Raw genomic sequence first — 23176 nt, 5'->3', positions numbered from 1 at the left:
CAACACGGCCTTTTACGGGCCAATAATATAAAAACCTTCGTCAGAGGAGCCTCTTGTAGTAGTACCAGAGGCCCCTTATGATATCCCTTACCTCGATCATCGTGAAAGTCTCCGTTCTGTCTATGAGCTTCGCCGTCTCCTCCCAGCTGTGGGCCTGCAGGACGCGATAGATGAGGAGCTTTATCTGTCTCTCGTCGAGATACGGCTTCATCCAGCCGTCGAGGAAGTAGAGCTTCACTATCGGCTTCACTGCGTCAACCACGGTATCGTAGGTCAGGACCTTGCCCGTGAATGCATCGAGGCGCTTCTTCTGAATCTCCGTGAGGTGAACCGGGTAATCGACGGCCTCGCCGAAGGGCGTCTCGAAGAGCCAGCGGGCTATTTCTGGCTCAAGCTCCCTGTGGGTGTCGCCGAGCCACTCCGTAAACCTTATCCTGAACTCGTCGTTGGCCTTCTTGATGAGCTTCTTCGCCCTCTCGCTTATCGGCTTGAGGACTATTGCCGTAAACTCACCGCTGACCGGGTTCCTCGCGGGGCTGAGGTGAACCACCGCGAAGCCGTTCCTGACCCAGAAGCGGACGAGTTCCTCACTGGCTCCAAAGCCCGAACCAATCCAGTCGAGGCCCTTTTCACGAGCCTCCTTTTCGAGGAGCTCCAGTGCCTTGCTTCCGAGACCTCTGTCCATCGCGTCAGGGTGGGTTGCAATCCTCACTATGCGGTAGCCCTTCAGCTTCGCGAACTCCTTCAAATAATGGTGCTTGACCATCATGTCGGGGATTATGTTCCCGCGCGGCTTGTAGCCCTTGGCCATCTTGTCTATTACCTTCTTTGGAATTCCGCCCTCCTTGGCAATCTGTATCGCCGTCACTATCTTGCCGTTCTTGAGCCTGAGCACGCGAGCCTCGTGGTGGGGCGCGTCGGCTAAGAGCGCCACGTCGCTCGGCCTGTTGCGGTAGTGCGCCAAGATATAGATTCCGACGAAGTGCCTCAAATCGGGCCTGTCGTTCTCGAACCAGTCGTCGAGGTCAGGCTCTTCCAGATAGACCTCCTTCTTCTCAATCAGCTCGAAGTCCTCATCGGTGAGCTCTACTGGCTCGGCGTCGAGCAGGAGAACGTCGAATAGCCACCTCTCAATCGGGTCGTTTTCCGCATACCTAATCGGCTCGTCCATGTGGAGCTCCTTAAACTCCCTCTTCTCCCTCGCCCTCTTCAGGAACTTGACGGAGAAGCCCCTTCCCGCTCCCTCGTAGCCGTGAATCGTTGATGAGTAAACGACGCGCTCCTTGTTGAGGTACTTGTGGAGTATCGGGACATGAATTCCTGCCGCTTCGTCAAGGATGTAGAGGTCCGCGCTCTTCTTGTAACCCTCGGCGGGTGGATAATAGCGGAGGCCGATTTTCCTCGCGTAGAGCTCCTTTATCAGCCCGCGCTCTTCAACGACGTAGGGCTTGAAGCCGAGCCTTTCAAGGGCCCTCTTTGCGAAGCGGAAGAGGGCCTGAACGTTCTCAAGCTCGGGGGCTGTGACAACAATCCTCGTCCTTTTCTTTAGAGCTAAGGCCAGGCCTATCGCGCCGATTCCGACGGAAACACTCTTACCCCTTCCCCTATCTGCCGTTAAAACGAGCATTCCACCCTCGACGAGCTCTTCAAAGGCCTTTAAAACCTCAACCTGGCCCTCGGTTAAGGCCATCTCGTAGAGCTCCCTCGGGAAGAGTGTCCCCTCTGGTATGGGAACGCCCTTTCTCGCTTTAATCCTCGCCTGACTCTTGCTCCTCTTCGGCTTCTTCCTGGCCTTTCCGCCCTCGGTGATGATGTAAATTCCCTCGTGCTTAGTGAACTTCCTGATAAGGCGTCGATTGAAGCGCTTCTTGACGTCGTCTATGGTGTAGGGTGGCGTTACGAGGCTCTTGTGGAAGCCCGTCCACATGTCCTTCCACTTCTCGAAGGGGTGAGCGAGGATGAAAATCAGCCCTCCACCGCGGACGGTCTCGATAATCCTTCCGAGGTCGTTCGGCGAGTAGTCGTAGCTCATGTCGAGGACGAGCAAGTCGTAGGTCCTTCCGAGGATGTCACGGGTGTGCTTGAAGGTAACGGCCTTTACCTCGACGTTTGAGCCAGCTAAGACGTCGAAGTGCTTCCTGAAGGCCTCGTAGCGCTTCCTTCCAAAGGTCTCCTCGCCGAGCGCGTCGGTGGCGTAGAGAACCTCTATTTTGTCCTCGCTCTCGTCGCGGAGGCGCTTCTTCATCAGTTCGTCGAGAACTCCGCTCAGAACCCTCGCGGAGGCCCCCGCGAGTATTCCCGCTAATTCGGCCTTCCTCAGCGTGTCGCCCTCGATTACAATCATTCTCCTGTGAAAGTTCTCAAGGGCCTGGGCTAAAGCCGTCTCGGTGAGCTTGAGAACCGAGTCCTTAACCTTCTCGCCCTTCGCGTAGTCTCTCACTTCCTTGTCAAAGCGGACCTTCACGGTCATCTCTCCTCCCCCGCTAAAGGGGAGAAGGGGAATTTAAAAACCTTCGGAGCTTTCGAGATGTCTCGATATCCATCGAAACGCTAAGCTTTTATACGAAAAACACCCACTTATCCCGGTGGTTTCTATGAAGGGTCTGACCGAGAAGGACCTCGGAAAGTTCAAGCTCGTCGGCAACCTCGACGCCTTCAGGCGGAAGGTCGTCTTCCAGGTTACCGAGATAAGCGTCGAGAAGGACGATTACTTCTCAAGGCTCTACCTCTACGACGGCAGAAGGGTTAAGCCCTTCACCTCCGGAAAGAAGGACTCAAACCCGCGCTTCTCCCCGGACGGGAAGCTGATAGCCTTCACCTCCAAGCGCGATAAGGAGAGCAAAGAGTCCGAGCTCTACGTTATCCCAACCGACGGCGGTGAGGCGAGACTCTTAGCGAAGTTCAAGTATGGGATTAAGAACCTCCGCTTCACCGAGGACGGTAAGGGCATAGCTGTTATAACGCCGATAGACATCGAGAAGAAGCCCAAAGATGACGTTCACCTCATCAAGGAGATCCCCTTCTGGTTCAACGGCGTGGGCTGGGTCTACGGGAAGAGGAGCGTTGTCTATCTGGTGGACGTTGAAACCGGCAGGAAAAAGCGTGTAACGCCTAAGAACCTCGACGTCTTGGGGGTCCGCTTCCACAACGGGAAGCTCTACTTTATAGCTCAAGAAGACCGCGAGCGGAAGCCGATGGTGAGCGACCTCTACCTCCTTGAAGGCAGGAAGGCGAAGCGTTTGACTCCCGGAAAATGGAGCGTGAGCGACTTCATTCCGCTCGACGACGGGACGTTTATCCTCAAGGCCAACACGCGCGAGCGCGGGATTCCGACAAATACGCACATCTACCACTACAACCCTGAGACGGGCGAGCTGAGGAATCTCACAGCTAAGCTTGACCGCTCAGCCTACAACTCCCTCAACAGTGACGTTCGTGGGGCACAGAGGGCCGAGCTGGTCTTCAGGGACGGCTGGGTCTACTACGTCGCAACCGACGGCCCGAGGGCGAACCTCTTCAGGGTGAACCTTGAGGGGAAGATAGAGCGCGTCATCGGAGGAGATAGAAGCGTTGAGAGTTTCGCAATCGGTGACTACATAGCCTTCACCGCCCAGGACGCGGTCACTCCACTGGAGCTTTACGTCCTCCGCGACGGCAATGAGAAGAAAATCACGGACTTCAACGGCTGGATTAAGGATTACAGGCTCTCCAGGCCGGAGCACTTCAAGGTCGAGGCCAGCGACGGCGTTGAAATAGACGCCTGGATTATGAAGCCCGTTGACTTCGAGCCTGGAAAGAAATATCCAGCAGTTCTCGAAATCCACGGCGGGCCGAAGACGGCCTACGGCTACGCCTTCATGCACGAGTTTCACGTTTTGACGGCCAAGGGCTTCGTGGTAATATTCTCCAACCCGCGCGGCAGCGACGGCTACGGTGAGGAGTTCGCCGACGTAAGGGAGCACTACGGGGAGAGGGACTACCAGGACCTCATGGAGGTCGTTGACGAAGCTCTGAAGCGCTTTGACTTCATCGACGGGGAGAGGCTCGGTGTTACGGGCGGTTCCTACGGCGGCTTCATGACCAACTGGATAGTTGGCCACACCAAGCGCTTCAAGGCTGCAGTTACTCAGCGCTCAATCTCCAACTGGGTGAGCTTCTTCGGCACGACTGACATCGGCTACTTCTTCGCGCCGGACCAGATAGGAGGCGACCCCTGGAGCAACACCGACGGCTACTGGGAGAAGAGCCCGCTTAAATATGCGCCGAACGTTGAAACGCCACTCCTCATAATCCACTCGATGGAAGACTACCGTTGCTGGCTTCCGGAGGCGTTGCAGTTCTTCACCGCTCTGAAATACCTTGGTAAGACTGTTGAGCTGGCGCTCTTCCCGGGCGAGAACCACGACCTGAGCAGGAGTGGCAAGCCGAAGCACAGGGTTAAGAGGCTTGAGCTGATTGTTGGGTGGATGGAGAGGTGGCTGAGGGATTAATCTTCTCTTTCCCTCAGCACCTTATCAAAGGTCTCAAGTATTTCTTGGACTTCAGGACTTCTGAAGACGGGCTGAACCTCTTCTAAACTGGGAGCAGTTTCTGCTTTCGACTTAATCAGGTATGGATAGAGGTAAGAGAGCAGGAGAATTCCAGCGATGAACGTGAAATCCCCTGTAAAGCAGACGATAATCAGCAGGGCAGCAATCGGGGATATTATTACGGCTATCTTAATGAGTTGCCTGCTGAGCTTTCTGTTCATGCTGAGTGCAAAGGTGGCGAGATACCCAAAAAATCCAGCGAGGACAACCCAGCCCCTAAATGAAAGGAGCACAAGAGGTATCCATTCAATTCCCGTAACAGGTGGAGTCCTGAGCAGATAATCCTTGCCACTATTCTCGACTACGCTTGTAAATGCCTCCCATTCAATGACAAGACCAAGCATAGCCGTGATTGGGATGTAAAGAACGACATCGCTCACCATCTTTGGTGGGGTTGCAAAAAGGTACAGTACCCATGGGAGCAGGGAAAGTCCGAAACCAATCCCTATAAGACCAGAAAACGCAAAGGACTTTCTCAAATTCCTAAGCTTCGGTATTTCCTCGTCTTCCTTTTCCTCACGCTCCCCGCTTTCAAGGGGATTCCATCGAATAAACCTGTAGACCTGATATGCAAGAACTATGAGCAACAGCAGAATGTATGGAAAAGCTAAATGAGAGAAAAAATCTCTTGTTTCCCTGTCGCTGAGGGGAGAGGGCACCTTCCCGGAAATATAAACTCCAACCTGTGTTTCTTTGGCCGTTCCGTTCGGATAGCTGAGCTCAAAGGTCAGCGTGCTAACCTTGTTGTAGAGAATCCACTTATTGCTTGAATTAAGATAGAGATAGTCCATGAACTGCTCTATGGGGGAGTTTAAACCCAGCGAGATACTAAAGGGCACTTCTACGAATTCTTTTTCGGGGTTAACTTGAACTTCCTGGCCATTTACAAGTTTTGTTCCTGAGAGTTTGACGTGAACTGGAACACCGTTGAAGGACTTTAATTTAACCTTAACATTCTCTATTGGACTTCCCGGGATTGCGCATTCTAAGACGGGGTAGGTTGCGTTTATCATTTGAGAGCACACAATATCCGCTCCAAACACAGGTTTAGCAGATGGGACTGCTACCATTATGACGATTAGCGTTACGACAAGCTTCCACCAGTTTCCTTTCTTCATGCCTCCCACCCCTTATCCCTTCCTAAGAAGTCCCTGCCAGCAACCGTTGCACACAGGAGCAAACATGCCGACCCGAGCCAGAGAATGGCCATTGGCGGGAACACCCCCATCACGAAGCCGAGGCCCAACCATAGAGCTGATACAACAGGCGAAACTTTTCTCAGGGCATTTCTCGGTCGGTCAAATCGTCCTAAGAGCACAACGAGGGGAAACCCCAGAATAAGGTATTTCAGTTCGTCAGGGTATCCCATGGCCGAGAGTAGAATCCACTCCAGTCCAGTTGAGACGTACTTCCCATCTTTTGCCTCCGCCAGCTCAAAAATTATCAGGACAGTAATAACCGAGAACGTGAGAATTGCTGGAGTGTACCTATCAATGACACTGGAGCCAGCAACCCACAAAAGAGGATATCCGATTAAGGAAGATATGAGACCCGGCAGGAATAACATTACCAGTACCAAATCGAGCGTTCCCATCGTCCCTTTGTTATTCTCTCTGTTATTCTTTGGCTTCGGCGCTTTACCCATCACAAGCCTCGACGTTTCGAGGGTCCAGCTTGCAATCAAAAAGAAGATGATTGCAATTATCCACGTCAGGTTTTCGATTGTTGTCTTAAGAAGTCCTGTGAAAAATGCAACTGCAACGTGTTCTAAAGTTTTAATAATTTCAGGAGTGCCCATGCTCTAACACCTCTTTCCGATTCTTCCAATGTCCTCGTCGAACTTTCTCTTTGCCCACTCCAACTTCTCGAAGGCGAGCCTTGAGGTGAATACATAGATAACCAGGGAAACGAGGAACACCGCGAACAGTGAAATCGTTTCCTTGGTCGTGTACTGGAGCGCGAGAACGAGCGCAACGCCAGCACTCAGGGGTACGGAGTAAGTTTTGAAGAGTGAGAGGGCTTTGTGACACTTTGAATACGGCAGTTCGGCATATTTCCAGAGGATTATCATAAGGGGGACGGCCAAGAGAATGGGAAGCATAAACGGGTAAACGTAGTCGCTCCAACGGAAGCTGAACGCGAGCGGAAGGCCCGCAAGCCAGCCGAGGCCGGTGTAAAAGGATATCTTCGGGTACCCTGACTTCGCGACTCCAAGGGCGTACGCACTCTCAAACAGCAAAAGCGCCGAGATCCCAGAAAGAACGAGGGCAGACATCTCGCTTCTCCCGTTCGACATCATCGAAAACGTCGTGAAGGGCATCATCAGAAGAGCTGAGAGGGAAGGCACGTGGATTCCTCTGAAAACAAGGTATATAAACATTAGTTCACCCACGAGGCCCTTTCTGCTGTCCCACTCGGCATAGCCCGCCAGGAACAGAAGAAACAATCCTAAAAGGCCCCATATGAACGAGTACAAGTATCCCCAAAGGGACATTCCAAGTCTGACTACTACGTGCTTCTCCCCAATTTCCTGGAAGTCTCCCGAGCTTGTGTTCAACTTGTAAAGGGTTACTGTCACGGGGACCTTAATTCCCGCAAGGGCACCATCGAAGAGAACATCAGTGGAGAAATTTGTTATTTCCTCCTGATAGATTGCCACCCTTATTTTATGTCCTCCCACAGGGGCAAGCATCGAGGAGCCCCTCAATCCAACAACGGTTTTGTAGTATAAACGGGGCTCAGAACCGTTGACGCTACATTCCACAGTCCAAAAACCACTACCAGCGTTATATTTCGCGGTATCATCGCACGAAACGGTGACTGCAAAAGCTCCATGGGCAAACAGCGAGAACGCGAGCATAAGTCCTATTAACACACCTGCTTTTGCCCTCATCTTGCCACACCCTCCAGCTTTCTGAGAATCTCTTCGACCTCTGGGCTTCTCTCTGTCTTTTCTGGAGCGTTTATGACGACGAAGTTAATCAGCACGACGTGAAGGACGGCCAGGGCAATGAGTGAGTACCAGAAAACCGCGTCTCCGCCGAACGTCTCAGCGAGGTAGAGTGCCCAGAGGGGCGATGCAAGGCCGGCAAGGCGCATTAATCTGTTGAGTTTTTCGTGGCGGTTCAGGTAGAACGCCATCAAGCCCATAGCCCACCATAGGTAAAATCTGTCAATGTCAATGACAAACGCTGAAAACGGTATCCACTCCATGCCAGTCACGGGCGGATTTTTTAAGAGATAAAGTGTGTCCCTGAGTTTCAGCTCGCTCCAGTCCACCAGAAACCAGAACGTGAACACGGCGATTGGTATGGCCGATAGATAGAGTCTTAAATCGCCGTAGTAGTTCGTGGGTGTTCCCAGATAATAGAGCACCCAGGGAGCCACCAATAACGCCAGCCAGAATGCTGTGAATAGTACTGAGATGTAATTCCATCTTGATGGCTTGTACTTGGGAAGCTTTTTCCTTTCGTTCGCTGTCTCTCTGGAACGCCTTCTGAGCCACGTTATGAAACCCGCTACAAGGGTCAGAAAGAAAAACGCAAAGAGTCCCTTAGTTTTCTCATCGAGCTTAACCGGAACGTAGGGTCCTCCCCCTATGAAGACCTCGATAGTCTTCCTCTCAACTGTCCCGTTCGCATGGACGATTTCAAAGGTGATGTAGTTTCGTTTTCCGTTGAAAATCCAAGTGTCCGAGCCATCGAGGCCTATCCCGTGGACTGCATCGACCATAACGTTCCAAATATTAACTTCCATCACGGCAGTTGAGTTCTGCTTTAGGAGCACGGTTTTGGTTAGTTTGGTTAAATCCATACTCCTACCATCAACCCTCCTCCAGTAGCCGTAGTTGTTGTAGTCTCTAACGGGCACGCCGTCGAAGGCGACAACCCTCACACTTATGTTCCCCTGTCCAGTCAGGTTGCAGTACATCCGGCTCGGTTCAGGTGGAAGGGTTTTCTGGCAGGTCAGCTCGATGGCCGAAACGTGGGGTATAACCAGGGCCAGGACAATGAGCAGGACGGCGAGCTTCTTCATCTTCCTGCCCCCTCGATTTTTGCAACCCTCTTCTCAATCTCCGCAATCAGGCGTTCTTTTTCCGCCGTGAAGCGCTTGAAGCACTTTTTCTGGATAATGTACACCACAAAGAGGAGGATGAGGAGGAAGGCCATGAACGCGAAATCGGGGCGGTATTTGAGCGCGAGGAATACCATCAACGCCCTTTAGGTAGAGCTTTCCCGTCCCGTTGCCCTCTAACCTGCAGACTACCTTATCGGCCGGGGCTTTGGAGGGACAGTTCAGAGTTGCACCCGCAACGAGCGGAAGGAGCAGGAGGAGTGAAACGATGACCGCAACGATGCCCCTCTTCACCCAACCACCGCTCAGAATACGGCCCAGCGCTTATAAGTGTTTCCTCTTGGAAGCGTAAAGAAAAGTAACTTTAAAGTAGAATAGAGGCATCAGAGCGTATAATCCAGAACCTTCTTGGCCTCCTCGATGTGCTCGGGGTAGACGTTCTTAATCTCGGGGTGGAGAGCTTTGATGACCCTTCCAACGAGCACGAAGAGGGTTCCCGCGATAATCGGGAGCTCGTTGACGACGTCCTCCTCGAGCGGAATGTCGCCCGGTATCTTCTTGAGGACGTACTTTCTGATGGGCTCAATCTGGACCTTCTCGTCCTCGATGACCGCTCTAAAGAGGTTCAGGCTGTTCTTGAAGCCCTTGGTAATCGGTATGTGACGCATCTTTATCGTGCTGGAGCGCTCGGCCTTGGCGTTCTCGTAGGCGACCTCGAAGAGGTCGGCCAGTTTCTTCTCAACGATGTCCATCATCTCCTCCGCTCTCGGCTTGATGACCGCGAGCTCGCAAGTCCTCTCCAGAATCTTCTGGAGCTGTGGATAGGGTATTATCATCTCGGCCATTTCTCATCACCTCCGTGTTCTTGCCGTGATTTTTTAGTAACCCAGGGTATATAAAACTTTCGGGGCGGGAGATTTTTAAAGCGGGCCCTTTAGTTCGCACCATGCTCGGCGTTATACTGGCGTTTCCGGAGAAGAGGTGGGAAAACTACACCCTGCCCGTGAACGGAGAGCCCGTCGTCAGGCTCACGGAGAGGAGGCTCTTAACCGCCAAAAGAATAAACAAAACGCTTACAATCGTTAGAAAGGACAAGCTGAAGACTTACTCGCTCCACGTTTCAAACCCCGTCCCCATAACGGCAAGGAGCAAGATGGAGGCGCTCCTTAAAGCCCTCCCCGACGAACCATTCTTCCTGGTCGAGGGCAACATGCCACTGATAATGCCCTTCCTCGTGAACTATCTCGTCGGTCTCTTCTACGAGAGCGAGCCTGAGGCGCTAATCCCCGTCTGGAACGACGGGAGCGCCGAGGTATTTCACGCGGTCTACGAGCCGGACGCGCTGAGGGATGCGATAGAATCGGCCCTCGCGGAGGGTTACGGGAGCTTTTCAAGGGTTACCGAGTTCCTTGACTACGAGCCGGTCTCGATAGAAGAGCTGGCGAAGAGGAACCCCAAAGTTACCCTCAGCTTCTTCCGCGTCAGGAACTCCCTCGACGTGGCCTTCGCGGAGAAAACGATTGAAGAGCTCAAAGCCAGGGGAGAGCCCTTTTAACGGCCTTTGCAACCCCAACGGCCAGGACCGCCTTCGCTATGTCGAAGGGAACGAATGGAAGCACTCCAACGGTGAGGGCCTTTCCAAAGTCACCGTTTAGGTAGAGGCCCAGCCTGAGCCAGCCAAGGAGGTAAATCACGCCGATTCCGAGGATTGACCCGAGGAGCCACGCCTCCACCCTCTCTGAGCGCTCGGCGAAGAGTCCAGCCAGGAGGGAAGCGATGGGGAAGGCGAGCAGGTAACCGCCGGTTGGTCCGTAGAGGTGCGCGAAACCGCCGGTAAAGCCCGCGAAGACAGGGAGCCCGATGGCGCCGGCCAGGATGTAGAGGGCCTGGCTTATGAAGCCGAGCCTCGAACCGAGTAAGAGGCCCGAGAGTATGACCCCGAAGACCTGGAGCGTGAAGGGAACGGGCCCAAGGGGGATTTGAACCTGGGCGCTTACCGCCGTTAAGGCCACGAACAGTCCTGCCAGAGCGACTTCTCTCGCGTTCATGTTGACGGGATGGGGCTTATCTTTAAAAGCCTTAGCGCTCCCGTAGGTGTGGGATGATACGGGTAGAGAGCCTTCACTTCGCCTACGACGGGCGAGAAGTCCTCAGGGGAATAGACCTTGTCTTTGGGGAAGAAATCCTCGCCCTAGTCGGCCCAAACGGGAGCGGGAAGACGACGCTGGCCAAGCACCTAAACGGGCTCCTCAAGCCAACCCGGGGAAGGGTTCTCGTTGACGGGATGGACACGAGGGAACACACGGTAGCGGAGCTGAGCAGAAAGGTCGGCTACGTCTTTCAGAACCCCGAGCACATGTTCTTTGAGGAGACGGTCTTCAAGGAGGTCGCCTTTGGGCCGAAGAACCTCGGGCTGGACGAGTCGGAAGTCGAGGAGCGGGTTCGCTGGGCTCTCGGGGCGGTCGGCCTTGGGGGATTTGAGGAGAGAACGCCCTACTCCCTGAGCGGTGGGGAGAAGCAGAGGTTGGCTATAGCCTGCGTTCTGGCGATGAGGCCGAAGTACCTAATCCTTGACGAGCCGACGACGGGACTTGACTGGAAGGCTGAGAGAAGCGTTGTTGAGACGATTAAATCGCTCCGCGAGGATGGCCACGGGATTCTGCTCATAACCCACGATATGGATTTGGTGCTTGAGTTAGCCGAGCGCGTGGTTCTCCTTGAAGACGGGAAGAAGGCCTTCGACGGCCCGGTTGAGGAGTTCTTCAGCCTCGACCTTGAGAGCTACGGGCTTGAGAGGCCCGAACTGCTCGTCCTTGCGGAAAAACTTGGCGCCGGCTTCGTGAGAAGCGTTGAGGAGCTTGCGGGGAGGGTTAAGCAGTGATTTACCAGTTCTACGTCGAAAGGGACTCGCTCCTGCACTCGCTCGACCCCCGCGTCAAGATAATCGGGATGCTCATCGGGATAACCTCGCTGATGCTTTTCAACGACCCGAAGGCTCTCATCCCTCTGTTCCTGTTCATCCTGCTCTCGGGCAGAGTGCTTGGAAAGCTTGGAATAGGGGAACAGTTGAGGCTCCTAAAGCCACTCCTCTTCATCGTCCTCCTAACTGTCCTAATCTGGCCACTCGTCTACAAGCCGAGGCTCATCGGCCTTCTGCTTGGCGTCTCGTTTTCGCTCCGCCTGCTCGGCTTTGGACTGATAACCTTCCAGCTCCTGATGACGACGAGACAGAGGGAGCTGATACTCGGCTTCGTCAGGCTCGGCCTCCCCTATGAGCTCGGACTGACTTTGACGATAGCGCTCCGCTACATTCCGACGCTCTACGGCATTGCGAGCACGATAATGGACGCCCAGAGGAGCAGGGGGCTTGAGCTTGACAGGGGAAACCTTTTGGAGAGAATCCGGAAGACTGTTCCAATCCTGATTCCCCTCATCGTGGCCTCGCTCAAAACTGCCCATGAGCTCAGCATAGCCCTTGAGAGCAGGGCCTTTGGGGCGAGCAGGAGGAGAACCTTCTACCGGGACATCTCAATGAAGAGAAGGGACTACCTGGCCCTTGGAATCCTGCTGACCTGCTTCGCCTCCCTCTTCTACCTTCGCTTTGTCCTCGGCTTCGGGCATGTCGTCATCTACCGGTGATAACCTTGACGAGCGAGTCAACGGGAATTGAGTGGTCTCCAAGGCTCGCTATCTGCTCGGGCGGGGTCTTGAGAACGGTGGTGTTCAGCTTGTAGTGCCCGCGGTAGGAGCTGGTTCTCAGGACGAGGAGGGAATCAAAGAGCTCCGGCAGGAGGAAGAGCCGGGCGAACTCTCCTGGAAGGTCGAGCTCGTTGAAGGTCAGGGTTTCGTGGTGGAGGACAAGTGTAAGCGAGCCCTCATCAGCTTTTCTCCTCAGCTCAAGAATGGTTTCCCCGGAGACGCCCCTTAGTGCAGAAAACTGGGAAACGAGGACCGTTGAGCCGTCTTCAACGTAATCAAGGGCCTGAAGGAGTTCATCGGCGCTGTAAACGCTGGCCGATAATAGGGTGGACGGCTCGACTTCAAGGGCCCTCAGGATTGAGGGAGAAAATGCCCTCTTGGGCCCGACGTGGTAGGCCTTTCCAGCTTTGAGCGCCTCGCTGAGGAAGGTGTGAACGAGTATAGAACCCGCTAACTCGTCCGTCGAAACGAGGGCTGACAGCGAGCCCCGGCTGAATTCAACCGGGAATCCTTCAAAGGGTTTTATCCCGCTGATTTCTTCAACTGGCTGGAAAAAGCCCGGCATCGTTCATCCTTCGCGGAGGTTCTATTTATCTTTTTCCACTCAGGGGTGGAGCATCCCCGGTGATGCAACCCCAGCAACGCTAAGGAGTCCGGCCATGATGAGCTCAACCACTATCGCTATCAGCCACGCCAGGAACGCCCTGAGCCAGTCGGTGTGGAACACCACCTTGATGACCCAGACGTACGTCACCACGAAGGCGAGCCAGCCGAGCGCTATTCCCATCGGGCCCGCGATTGAAAAGACCAGCGCAACTATTCCGCCCACTATCGCGCCGAGGATTCCACCGCCGACGATGGCCACCATTGCACCCACTATGGACGCGTCCTTTATGCCGACGAGCTTCGCGCTGAAGGCCAGGATTAGTCCGGCGACGAAGAGCGCGAAGAGAAATCCGAAGAGGGCAAGGGTTCCAAGCCCGGTAAGCGCGGGCTCAACGGGATGACCGTACATGCTACCACCTCGGTTAACCTACGGTGGTTTGCTTTAATAAGTTGTGTCCCAAAAGGCCTATAAGGTTCGACTCCAACGGGAGCCGGTGGTTAAAATGGGCATCGAGCAGTCTCTGTGGGACTTCTTCAACCGGTACTTCTGGGAGCCCATGTTCACGAGGAGCGGCTATAACGCCGTCAACACCTTTGTCTACGCACTGCTCTTCGGTCTCGGCGTCATCTACTCCTACCGCTACATAATCAAGCCCCTGAAAATCAAGGTTGACGAGAGGCTGTTCTGGGCGGTAACGCCGATGGTGGTCTTTGGGGCAACGGTCAGGGCGCTCGTGGACGGTGGGATTCTGCCGAAGAACCCGCTAATCTTAACCCCCGGAATCTTCTTCACGGCGTTCGTCCTCATAGTTCCGGCGATAGTGGTCGATGCAAAGCTTAAGACTTATCCAAAGATAACGATAGCCTGGGGAACGGTTTTAGCTCTCTGGGCGAACTACGTGCTCGTTACCCACGCCAGGGACTGGCGCCCCTACGAGCTGACTTTAATCCACACCGCCGTCAGCTGGGCGGTGGTTCTCGCCTTCTACAGGTGGAAGCCCTTCGACAGGCTCTACCTCTATCCTGTCCTGGCCCACTACTTTGACATAGCCTCGACCGTTGTTGGAATCCACTTCTACGGCTACAGGGAGGTCCACTGGATTGAAAGTCATCTCGTAAGCTGGTTCGGGGCCTACATCTACTACCCCTGGATAACGGTAATCCTCATAGCTGTCTACTACGCCCTCAAATACCTCGTCCCCGACGAGGAGGAGAGACGTTTCTGGTACCTGGCGATTTACGTCCTCGGTCTTGGCCCCGCGATTCGCGACCCCGCTCAGATGGTCCTTCAGGTGTGAGGATTCTGCCCTCCTCTATTTCCCTTCTAAGGAGCTTTGCCTCTTCCTCGGCCTTCCTCACGCGGAAGACCCTCGCGATTCTCTCTATCGCTTCGAGCTTCCTGACGATGCCATCTAACCACGTGAAGACGTCGCCCGGGTAAACGATTAGGCCGTAGACCTTCCTGAAGTGCTCCGCTATCTGGGTCGGATGCTTCCCGCTCCTGCGGAGCTCTATTATGAGATTTCCAACGCGCTCCATCGCGTACTCGGTGCAGTCTTCCTCACCGCACATGAAGAACTCCTGGTAAATCGTGAACAGCCTCTCCGCGGAGTTGGGGCTGAGCTCGGGAATCACCTTGTCAAGCTCTTCCAAGATGGAGGCGAAGCTCGGCGAGAAGATGTTGGCGCTTATCCTGCCCCTCACAGCCCCCTCAAGCTCCCGCTGGAGCGTTCCGCTTAGATATAGGTTCTCGAAGGGATGAAGCTTGAGCGCAATCCAGCGAGCGGGCTTCTCCCGAAGGTTCTTCCTTATGAACTCCGCCTCCTTGGGCAGGAGGAAGCTCATGCTGACGGCCCTTCCGTAGGGAGTGACTTCGACGATGGGCTTTTTGAGCCTCACGAGGTCAAACTCCTCCAGCTTTTCAAGAACTTTCTCGGCGCTCTGGTTGGCGCCGAGGCATTTGGCCTGGACTTCCTCAATGACGTCAAGCCCCTTGAAGACGCAGGAGTGCGCTAAGACGTTGTCCTCCTCAAGTTCGTCGCTCCACTCGACTTGGACGGGCTCTATCGGTGCAGTCAGGAGCTTAAAGGCAACTTCCTCCTCAGTCCCTTCCATCTGGGCAGAATACTTTCTCCCGGGCTCGACTATGAGGTAGACCCTGCCCTTCTCATGGTAGAGGGGTCTCCCTGCCCTTCCGAGCATCTGGTGGAACTCGCGGACGGTTAGCCATTTGTTGCCCATGGCGAGGCTTTCAAAGATGACCTGGCTCGCTGGGAAGTCAACGCCCGCTCCGAGTGCAGCTGTTGTAACTACCACGTCCAGCCTTTGAGCTAAAAACTCCATCTCGGTGAACTTTCTCTGCTTGTATGGCAAACCGGAGTGGTAGGGTTTCGCTCGAAGGCCCTTGCTCGTTAGATAAGCGGCAAGCTCGTGTGTCCTCTTGCGCGAGAATGTGAACACTATCGTCTGCCCCTTGTAGCCCTGCTTCGACTTCCTCATCGCTTCCGCCCTGCAGAGGTTTGCTATGTGGCGCCACTTTTCTGACTCGTTGCGCGCTATGATAATGTGCCTCTCCAGGTCAACCGGCCTCTCGTCGTAGAGCACCAGCTTGAGGCCGAGCTCTTTGGCGAGCTCCTCGGGGTTCCCGACGGTCGCGCTCAGGCCTATGAACTGAGCCTTCGGGTAGAGCTTCCTCAGCCTCGCTATAAGGCCGTCAAGGCGGGGCCCGCGCTCCTCGTCGTCGAGGGTGTGTATCTCGTCTATCACGATGGTTCCAACGTTGCCTATCTTCCGACCGGCCCTCAGGAGGTAGTCTATTCCCTCGTAGGTTCCCACTATGATGTCCGCGTCTATGCCGGTGTCAACAACGACGAGTTCATCTTTTGTCTTAATCCTGCTCATGCCGACCCTTATCGCCACGCGGAGGCCGAGCTTGGAGTAGCGCCTTTTGAAGTCCTCGTACTTCTGGTTGGCAAGGGCAACGAGAGGAACCAGAAAGAGGAGCTTTTTGCCCTCCATCGCCTTGGGAACTCCAGCTAATTCGCCTATTAGCGTTTTACCGCTCGCCGTTGCGGAAACAACGAGTAAGTTCTCACCCTCAAGGAGGCCGTTCTTAACGGCCAAACTCTGAACGGGGAGGAGCTCCTTTACCCCCTCAGCCTTCAGAACTTCCTTGAACTTCTCCGGGACAGGGAGCTCATCAACTTTGACCCTCTCGACCTTGACGTGCTTGGCCTTCAGCTCGTCCCACTTGGTAACTTCTGGATGTTTGGTCGGGTCAAAGCGCGGGTCGAAGGCATACAAAACCTTATCGAGGTCCCTAAACCTGTCGAGGAGCTTCTTCGCCTGCTCGAACATCGCTATGCTGTTGAACCTAAAGCGGAGCTCTCTCTTCAGCTCGTCTTCCGCACAGCGCTCGCAGATGTACTCGTTGCGGTACTTTATCCTGTTGCCTGGCGTTAGGACTGTTATCCTACCCTCAAGGAGGCAGAGACGGCACAGCTCGGCCTTTTCCACCCTTTTGTTCTGGAGCCTTCTCTTGAAGTAGTCCTCCCACTCGTCCGCGTTGACGAGAACGATTCTCGCCTGGCGGAGGAGCTTTTCAATCTCCTTTGGGTTGCGGTACTGGCTTCCTTCCAGAACCTTGAAGAGCCTTCCCTCCCGCATTATGAGGCGGAATATCCTGTCAGCCTTCAGGTTCTTCATCTCGCTCAGCTTTTCCGGCTCGTTCTCGATGAAAAAGGCCTCAAGCTCGTTCTTCTTCCTTCCGGGCCTGATAACGAAGAGCATCTTCACCGCCTCGGCCAGCCGTCCACTCATCACACCTCAGAGTCGGGAGGCGTCCTCATCGGCGAAGCCCCTTTTAAGCTCCTCGACGACGAGGTTCGCCTCGATTGAGAGCGCGTTTACGCCGAAGGTCTTTTTCAGACTCTTCAGGAACTCCCTGAGCTCATCCATGTCCCTGAATTCTCCCTTCAGCAGTACGTTGTGGTCTCCGGTTTTTAAGTAGAGGAACTCGACGTTGTCGAGCGAGGCGAGCTCGCGGAGCATGCTCCTCGTGTAGGGGTCAACGTCCTTGAGCCTGATGAAGATTAGGGCCGTAACGAGATTCCCGAGGAAAGCTGGGTCAATTACCGCCGAGTAGCCCTTAACCGCCCCAAGCCTTTCGAGCTTCTCAAGCCTGCTCTTCACGCTCGCGGGGGAGAGGTTGACCTTTTTTCCGAGCTCGGTCAGTGTAATCCTGCCGTTTGAGCGGAGGATTCTCAGAATTTCCCTGTCCTTCTCGTCAATTCCGGGCATCTTATCACCGGCAAAGGGAAAGGAAAATCAGCGGGTAATCTTGACCTGTCTCATGAGCTCAAGCGGCTCCGGGTGCTTCTCGAAGTACTCGCGAACCGGCTTGAGGAGCTCGATGAGGTATTCTGCCACCGCGTTCTTGAGGTCGAGCGGGTGGAGCTTTCCTTCCGCGAAGTCCCTCTTGAGCTCCTCGAAGGTGGTGTAGGTGACGTCGCCGCCGAACTTGGCCGGGCGGTGGATTGTGAACTCAGTCGGCTCCTCGCGGAAGATTATGTACTCAGCCCAGTCGAGGACGGGGTTGTACCTGACTTCCCTCGCGGGGCAGAAGGCCTTCCTGAGCTTCTGCCTTATCTCCTCTGGGCTGTCGTGGATGAATACGGCGGAGTAGGGCTTGCTCTTGCTCATCTTCATCTGGGTCTTCAGTTCTTTGAACTGCTCCTCGCTCTCTATCGGCCAGACGGGCGGTTCCTGAAGGCCGAGGAGTAGGTGGTGGTGTAAAGCGACCGGCTTGAGCTTCTCGCCCTTCCACTCAAGCGGGTGGTACTTCAGCTTCTGAGCAACTTCAATCGCTATGACGTGGGCCTTCCTCTGGTCCATTCCTGCGTGGGCTATAGTAACGCCCTGGTAGAAGATGTCAGCAACCTGCATGGCCGGGTAGATGAGCTTGGCGAAGTCTATTGACTCACCCATCTGGCGCCCCATTATCGTTATCGAACGCATCATTCTCGCGAGGGTGACGTTCTTGGAGATGTCTATTACCGTCTGCCAGTAGTCGCCCTTCTCCAGTATCTCGCTTGCGAGGACAAACTCAACCTTGTCGGGGTCTCCGCCCATAACCTTTATGCTCTGCTTCATGCCCTCCTTGAAGTAGGTGAGCGCGACCTTCTGGATGGTCTCAAGGTCGCCGCCGAGCTTGTCGTTTATCCAGCTGTGCCAGTCGGCGAGGAAGATTCTCGTCTTTATCCCAGCCTTCTGGAGGTCGGCTATCTTCGCTCCCGCCATGAGTCCGGTACCAAGGTGAATGTAACCGCTGATTTCGAAGCCGATGTAGTGCTGCATCGGGATTCCAACCTCGAAGAGGTGCCTCAGGTTCTCCTCGGTGAGGAGCTCCTCCGTCGGCTTGCGCTTTATGAGCTCAATCTTTTTCTCAACGTCCATCACTACCACCTGAGCCTGAAACGGCAGAAGGCTTTAAGGGCTTTGCGGAAGTTTTTCTGCCCTGTTAAACTTTCGGGCGATAAGATTTATAACCGAATCATCGTTAAAGGGGACGGTGATACCATGAAGAAGGTTGCAATGTTCTTGGCGGCAGTCGTTCTGCTGTCGGTTTTTGGGGTTGTTGCCAGCCCAGCGGTCAGCGCCGCTGACACCGGCAAGGTGGTTATCGCCGTCGACTTGGCGCACGGCGAGAACCCCAAGGGCCTCACCGACGTTACCTACAAGAACGAGACCCTAACAGAGGGAATGCTCAAGACCCTGACGGACTACACCTTCGTCTACTTTGGTGACCCCAAGTACGAGAGCGACCTTGGAATCAAGAGGCTCGGTGACAAAATCACTTACGAGGCTCTCAAGAACAACAACGTTACCATCCTCATCCTTGGCCAGCCAACCAGCCCGCTCCTCCCGGAGGAGATTAACGCCATAAGGCAGTGGCTCCAGGAAGGCGGAAAGGTTCTCTGGGTCGCCGGCGATTCCGACTACGGAAACGGCGCCAAGACCCAGCAGTTCGTCAACAGCCTCCTTGACCAGCTCAACATAACCAACCTCCGCCTCGACCTCGCTTCAGTTGAGGACGCCATCAGCAACGCCGGCGGAAAGCCGTACCGTGTCGTTGCCTACGCTGACCCCTGGGAGAACACTCCTAAGAGGGAGCTCCTCGTCCAGAACTTCAAGAACGGAGGAAAAGTTCTTGCCCACGGCCCCGGTGTCGTTGCCTGGATTGACGGCAAGGACGGAAGCGGTGACTGGCACCCGCTTAAGGCTGATGTTAAGCCAGACAACGCGTACGTCTTGGTTCACTCCAACTCCAGCTCGGACATCACCGAGAACAACGACCCGCCTGCAAACGCCTACCAGGCCGGCGAGCAGGGCGAGTTCCCAATTGTCGCCGCCCAGATTGTGAAGGTCAACGACAAGAACGACGTCATCATAGTCAGCGGTGAGACGCCCGTTGGAGGCTACGAGCCCATGTGGGCCAGCGAGTACTACAAGGTCAAGCTCGACGGGCCGACGGTTGTCTCCAACATCCTCCAGTGGAGCCTTGAGATGACCAAGGCCAGCGAGGAGAGCAACGAGGGAAGCGGTGGCGGTATCTGCGGTCCAGCCTTCATCGTTGGCCTTGCCATAGTGCCACTCCTCCTCAGGAGGAGGAAGTGAAAGGGACCTTTTCCCTTCTTTTTAATATCCTTGAACCAACACGCTTTTTAAAGGAAGCTCGAAAACGGGGTGGGGATTGCCATGAGGCGCGTGCTTGGTATGCTCCTCATACTCGTTTTGGGCCTCAGCGTCGTGGCCAGTGGATGTATTGGCGGCGGGGGCAGTGGTGGAAGCAGCGGAACCAGCGGAATCACCCTCGTCATCATCACCAGACACGACGCCACTATTCAATACAAGGTCAAGCAGCTCTTTCTCCAGAGCGACATAGCCAAGCAGTACAACATCGTTGACCTGAAGTTCATTGGCGTTCCCGAGTCCCTCTGGCCGAGCTACGTTAAGAAGGGCGCCGACGTCGGCTGGGGTGGAGGTCCGACCCTCTTCGACGACATGTACAAGATGGGCTACCTCGCCCCAATAACCGACCAGAAGGTTCTTGACCTAATTGGCAAGCAGATACCCAGGGAACTTGCCGGAATGCCAATGATTAGGGAGGAAAACGGCAAGGTTTACTGGATTGCGGCGGCGCTCTCGTCCTTCGGTTTCACGGTCAACAAGCAGGTTCTCGACAAGCAGGGTCTCCCGTTCCCCAAGAAGTGGGAAGACATAGCAACCGCAGACTGGGCCCGCGACCCTCCGATGTACGGTATAGCCGACCCGACCAGGAGCACCTCTAACACGAGGATTTACCAGATTATCCTCCAGGCCTTCGGCTGGGACGAGGGCTGGAGGATTATGACCCTTATAGCGGCCAACTCCAAGGTTTACGAGGCGAGCGATGCCGTCAGAGATGCCGTCATCAACGGTGAGATTGCTGCTGGAAACACCATTGACTTCTACGGCTACACTGCCATGAAGCAGAACCCGAACTGTGAGTACGTCATACCCGCCGGGGAGAGCATCATCAACGGTGACCCGATTGCCCTCCTCAAGAACGCCAAGCACCCCGAGGCGGCCCAGGCCTTCATCTACTGGGTTCTCACCGAGGGCCAGGCCGTCTGGATGAGTCCCAACATCAACAGGCTTCCGATTAACGCCGAGATATTCAACAGGACCATCACCGAGAAAGAGGCTAAGATTCTCTTCGATGGCAAGTACGTTGGTAAGACGTTCGCGGAGGCTAGGCCGACCCTCCTCAAGGCCTACAAACTCTCAATCTCAAGCAAGGGAATTCCGTTCGATGACAGCAAGGCCCTAAAGACCGTCAACGCCCTCCAGTACTACTTCAAGGCCACCCTCATTGACGTCAACGGCCCGCTTCACCAGGCCTGGATGGCTATTGTAAAGGCCTATAAGGATGGCAAGATAACGGAGGAGCAGTTTAACCAGCTCAGGGACGAGCTCACCGCGCCGATAGAGTTCAAGGACCCCGAGACCGGCAAGACCGTTACCTTCACAGAGGAGTACGCGGCCAAGATAAACGACAGGATTGCCACCGATGCTGGCTTCCAGAGCCAGCTCACCCAGGAGTGGAGGAACGCCGCCCAGGCCAAATACCAGAAGGTCATGGATGACCTCAAGAAGATAACCGGCTGACCTTTCTTTTCTTCATTTTGACAGGACAGAGTCAAGAAAAGCCACTCTCTCTCCCCAACCTTTCCAGACTCTTTTCAGAAACCTTTAAAACGAACCCGCAAATCCTAAGGTAGTTGCGAGTGGTTAAAAACCGCGAGGAGGTAACGCTAATGAAGGTCAGCAAATGGAGTGAAAGACTCTTTGGCACCCCCCTACCTGACCCGGTCGTCATAACTTCATTCCTGTTCCCGTTGCTCTACCTGGTGGCGTTTCTGGTGATTCCGGTAATAGTGATGCTCGGAACGGCCTTCGAGTACAACGGCCACCTATCGCTTTACTGGTTCAGAAGCATCTTTGGGTCGAGCTACTACTTCAATCCCCATCCGAGTGACTACCTCGTCAAGACGATTGAATACGGTGGTAAGGAAGTGTACCACTTCTACGGCTGGGACTTCGGTGTCGTCCTTAACTCAATACTCGTCTCCATAAGCGTCATGATTCTTACGACGCTCCTCGGAACGTTCTTCGCCTTCATAATGGCCCGCTACGACTTCCCGGGCAAGAACATAATGCGCGTTCTCCTCTTCATTCCGCTCCTCGTTACGCCCTTCGTTAACGTCGTCGTTGTCAAGAAGATGTTCCTTCCGGACGGAATCATCAACTGGATTTTCTACGAGCACCTGCACCTCTTCCCGAAGCCGATATGGATTGATGGTCTCGTTGGTGTCATCATCGCCCAGACGATAACCTACTACCCGATAGTCTACCTCAACGCCTACGCGAGCTTCATCAACATCGACCCCAGCCTTGAGGAGCAGGCCGAGAACCTCGGTAGCAGGGGCTTCCACCTCTTCAGGACGGTAACCCTTCCGCTCGCTCTCCCTGGAATAGCCTCAGGAGCAATACTCGTCGGCATCTTCAGCCTTGAGGACCTCGCCGCGCCGATAGTCTTCCAGGGAAGCGCAATAGCCAAGAAGCTCATGTCCTATCAGATTTACAGCTCCTTCGTCTCCGGCTTTGCCGTCGGAAACCCGCAGATGGCGGCCTTAGCTCTGATAATGCTCACAATCGCCCTTATAATGTTCCTCGCCGTCCGCTGGTACGTCGGCCTTAGGCAGTACGCGATGCTCAGCAAGGGTGGCAGGTGGAAGCCAAGGGTTGCCAAGCCAAAGTGGTGGCAGGCACTCATTATTGCGTTCGTTGCCGTTCCTCTCCTGCTGATAACAATCTTCCCCCAGATTGGTGTTGTCCTACTTGCCTTCTCAAAGACGTGGTACGGCACCTGGCCGAGCGGATTCACCCTTGAGAACATGAAGGCCATAGTGACCCAGCCCGACATAGAGCACGTTATACTCAACAGCGTTCTTTACTCCACTGCGGCGATAGTTATTATAATCCTCCTCTCGCTTACCGCCTCCTACGCCTCCAGCAGGTTCAAGAAGGCCAAGCTCGCCCCGATACTCGACAGCCTTGCCACCATACCTATAGCCGTCCCGGGAATCGTCATAGCGATGAGCTATTTCTTCTTCTTCTCGACGGTCCCGCCGTTCAAGGGAAGCATACTGGACCCCACCAACCTGCTGTACTTCTTCCCGGGAGCGGCGCTCATACTGGCGTACTCCATCAGACGTCTGCCATTCGCGGCGCGCTCGATTTCCGCCGGCCTTCAGCAGGTTCACGTCTCGCTTGAAGAGGCCGCGATGAACCTTGGAGCGGGCAGGTGGAAGGCCCTCACGAGCATACTCCTGCCCCTGATTTCCCTCAACCTGCTCGGCGGGGCGATGCTGAGCTTCGTCTACTGTATGAGCGAAACCAGCGTCGGCATCACCCTTGGTTCAATCAACTCAACCTGGTACCCGATAACCGCTAAGATGAGGGAGCTCATTATAGGTGCCGTTGGAAGCGCCAACCTCGCCGCGGCCCTCGGTGTCTTCCTCATGCTCGTGCAGATAACGGCCATAGTTATAGCCAACATCATAACCAAGCAGAGGTACTCGTTCATCGGTCTTACCTGAGGTGGT

At 54.7% G+C, this 23176-nt stretch carries 21 protein-coding genes; 8 read left to right on the top strand and 13 right to left on the bottom strand.

Annotated elements, in window-relative coordinates; all coding sequences use genetic code 11:
* Window positions 1-40: 40 nt before the first annotated feature.
* Window positions 41-2470 (bottom strand): tRNA(Met) cytidine acetyltransferase TmcA, encoded by a 2430-nt coding sequence (locus tag MVO87_RS07490; RefSeq protein ID WP_297552757.1) that lies wholly within the window; start codon window positions 2468-2470, stop codon window positions 41-43.
* 124 nt (window positions 2471-2594) lie between these two features.
* Here MVO87_RS07490 and MVO87_RS07485 point away from each other — a divergent pair, with 124 nt between their 5' ends.
* Entirely contained in the window at window positions 2595-4490 is a 1896-nt protein-coding gene (locus MVO87_RS07485) for a dipeptidyl-peptidase 5 (protein WP_297552775.1), read from the top strand.
* On the opposite strand, the gene MVO87_RS07480 is transcribed toward MVO87_RS07485, so the two are convergent.
* From MVO87_RS07480 to MVO87_RS07455, 6 genes are all read right to left on the bottom strand, one after another.
* Window positions 4487-5707 (bottom strand): hypothetical protein, encoded by a 1221-nt coding sequence (locus tag MVO87_RS07480; protein WP_297513609.1) that lies wholly within the window; start codon window positions 5705-5707, stop codon window positions 4487-4489. The genes MVO87_RS07485 and MVO87_RS07480 overlap by 4 nt on opposite strands.
* A complete protein-coding gene (locus MVO87_RS07475) occupies window positions 5704-6387 on the bottom strand; it encodes a hypothetical protein (RefSeq protein ID WP_297513606.1) in 684 nt (227 codons plus the stop codon). The genes MVO87_RS07480 and MVO87_RS07475 overlap by 4 nt, the downstream gene beginning before the upstream one ends.
* Window positions 6388-6390: 3 nt before the next feature.
* Window positions 6391-7281, bottom strand: coding sequence for a hypothetical protein (locus tag MVO87_RS07470; protein ID WP_297513602.1), 891 nt, complete (start codon window positions 7279-7281; stop codon window positions 6391-6393).
* A 197-nt stretch (window positions 7282-7478) separates the two neighbouring features.
* Window positions 7479-8624 carry a hypothetical protein gene (locus MVO87_RS07465; RefSeq protein ID WP_297513599.1) on the bottom strand — a complete coding sequence of 382 codons (1146 nt, stop codon included), beginning with the start codon at window positions 8622-8624 and terminating at the stop codon, window positions 7479-7481.
* On the bottom strand, window positions 8621-8800 hold the full coding sequence (locus MVO87_RS07460) for a hypothetical protein (RefSeq protein WP_297513596.1): 180 nt from the start codon (window positions 8798-8800) through the stop codon (window positions 8621-8623). Before MVO87_RS07460 ends, MVO87_RS07465 begins: the two co-directional genes overlap by 4 nt.
* Window positions 8801-9046: 246 nt before the next feature.
* Window positions 9047-9508, bottom strand: a complete 462-nt coding sequence (locus MVO87_RS07455; RefSeq protein WP_297513593.1) for a DUF1931 family protein — start codon at window positions 9506-9508, stop codon at window positions 9047-9049.
* Window positions 9509-9609: 101 nt separating this feature from the next.
* Here MVO87_RS07455 and MVO87_RS07450 point away from each other — a divergent pair, with 101 nt between their 5' ends.
* Window positions 9610-10218, top strand: coding sequence for a molybdenum cofactor guanylyltransferase (locus MVO87_RS07450; protein WP_297513589.1), 609 nt, complete (start codon window positions 9610-9612; stop codon window positions 10216-10218).
* Here the strand turns inward: MVO87_RS07450 and MVO87_RS07445 are convergent.
* On the bottom strand, window positions 10193-10711 hold the full coding sequence (locus tag MVO87_RS07445; RefSeq protein WP_297513587.1) for a biotin transporter BioY: 519 nt from the start codon (window positions 10709-10711) through the stop codon (window positions 10193-10195). The genes MVO87_RS07450 and MVO87_RS07445 overlap by 26 nt on opposite strands.
* Before the next feature lie 53 nt (window positions 10712-10764).
* Here MVO87_RS07445 and MVO87_RS07440 point away from each other — a divergent pair, with 53 nt between their 5' ends.
* Window positions 10765-11544: an energy-coupling factor ABC transporter ATP-binding protein gene (locus MVO87_RS07440; protein WP_297513585.1), complete on the top strand. Its 780-nt coding sequence runs from the start codon at window positions 10765-10767 to the stop codon at window positions 11542-11544.
* The gene (locus MVO87_RS07435) at window positions 11541-12302 is read left to right on the top strand and encodes an energy-coupling factor transporter transmembrane component T family protein (protein ID WP_297552755.1); all 762 of its coding nucleotides are present in this window, start codon (window positions 11541-11543) and stop codon (window positions 12300-12302) included. Before MVO87_RS07440 ends, MVO87_RS07435 begins: the two co-directional genes overlap by 4 nt.
* On the opposite strand, the gene MVO87_RS07430 is transcribed toward MVO87_RS07435, so the two are convergent.
* Entirely contained in the window at window positions 12289-12927 is a 639-nt protein-coding gene (locus MVO87_RS07430; RefSeq protein ID WP_297552753.1) for a hypothetical protein, read from the bottom strand. The genes MVO87_RS07435 and MVO87_RS07430 overlap by 14 nt on opposite strands.
* A gap of 39 nt (window positions 12928-12966) precedes the next feature.
* On the bottom strand, window positions 12967-13377 hold the full coding sequence (locus MVO87_RS07425) for a hypothetical protein (protein WP_297513149.1): 411 nt from the start codon (window positions 13375-13377) through the stop codon (window positions 12967-12969).
* Window positions 13378-13471: 94 nt separating this feature from the next.
* On the opposite strand from MVO87_RS07425, the gene MVO87_RS07420 reads away from it, so the two are divergent.
* Window positions 13472-14266, top strand: coding sequence for a DUF63 family protein (locus MVO87_RS07420; RefSeq protein ID WP_297513161.1), 795 nt, complete (start codon window positions 13472-13474; stop codon window positions 14264-14266).
* Here the strand turns inward: MVO87_RS07420 and MVO87_RS07415 are convergent.
* From MVO87_RS07415 to MVO87_RS07405, 3 genes are read right to left on the bottom strand one after another with little or no spacing between them, the layout of a single operon-like run.
* Entirely contained in the window at window positions 14154-16757 is a 2604-nt protein-coding gene (locus tag MVO87_RS07415) for a DEAD/DEAH box helicase (RefSeq protein WP_297513162.1), read from the bottom strand. The two genes, MVO87_RS07420 and MVO87_RS07415, sit on opposite strands and share 113 nt — an antisense overlap.
* A gap of 36 nt (window positions 16758-16793) precedes the next feature.
* Entirely contained in the window at window positions 16794-17267 is a 474-nt protein-coding gene (locus MVO87_RS07410; protein WP_297513151.1) for an Lrp/AsnC family transcriptional regulator, read from the bottom strand.
* 27 nt (window positions 17268-17294) lie between these two features.
* Entirely contained in the window at window positions 17295-18422 is a 1128-nt protein-coding gene (locus MVO87_RS07405) for a tyrosine--tRNA ligase (RefSeq protein ID WP_297513165.1), read from the bottom strand.
* Window positions 18423-18545: 123 nt separating this feature from the next.
* On the opposite strand from MVO87_RS07405, the gene MVO87_RS07400 reads away from it, so the two are divergent.
* The 3 genes from MVO87_RS07400 (at window position 18546) to MVO87_RS07390 (ending at window position 23170) form a co-directional block, all read left to right on the top strand.
* Window positions 18546-19643 (top strand): CGP-CTERM sorting domain-containing protein, encoded by a 1098-nt coding sequence (locus MVO87_RS07400; RefSeq protein ID WP_297513153.1) that lies wholly within the window; start codon window positions 18546-18548, stop codon window positions 19641-19643.
* Window positions 19644-19724: 81 nt separating this feature from the next.
* Complete coding sequence (locus MVO87_RS07395; protein ID WP_297513155.1) at window positions 19725-21176, top strand: ABC transporter substrate-binding protein; 1452 nt, start codon at window positions 19725-19727, stop codon at window positions 21174-21176.
* A gap of 149 nt (window positions 21177-21325) precedes the next feature.
* Window positions 21326-23170, top strand: coding sequence for an ABC transporter permease (locus MVO87_RS07390; RefSeq protein ID WP_297552773.1), 1845 nt, complete (start codon window positions 21326-21328; stop codon window positions 23168-23170).
* Window positions 23171-23176 lie beyond the last annotated feature (6 nt).

This window comes from Thermococcus sp. (assembly GCF_027063845.1).
GTDB lineage: Archaea > Methanobacteriota_B > Thermococci > Thermococcales > Thermococcaceae > Thermococcus.
The sequence above is the reverse complement of the archived record's forward strand: the minus strand, read 5'-3'. Positions and strand labels throughout refer to the sequence as shown.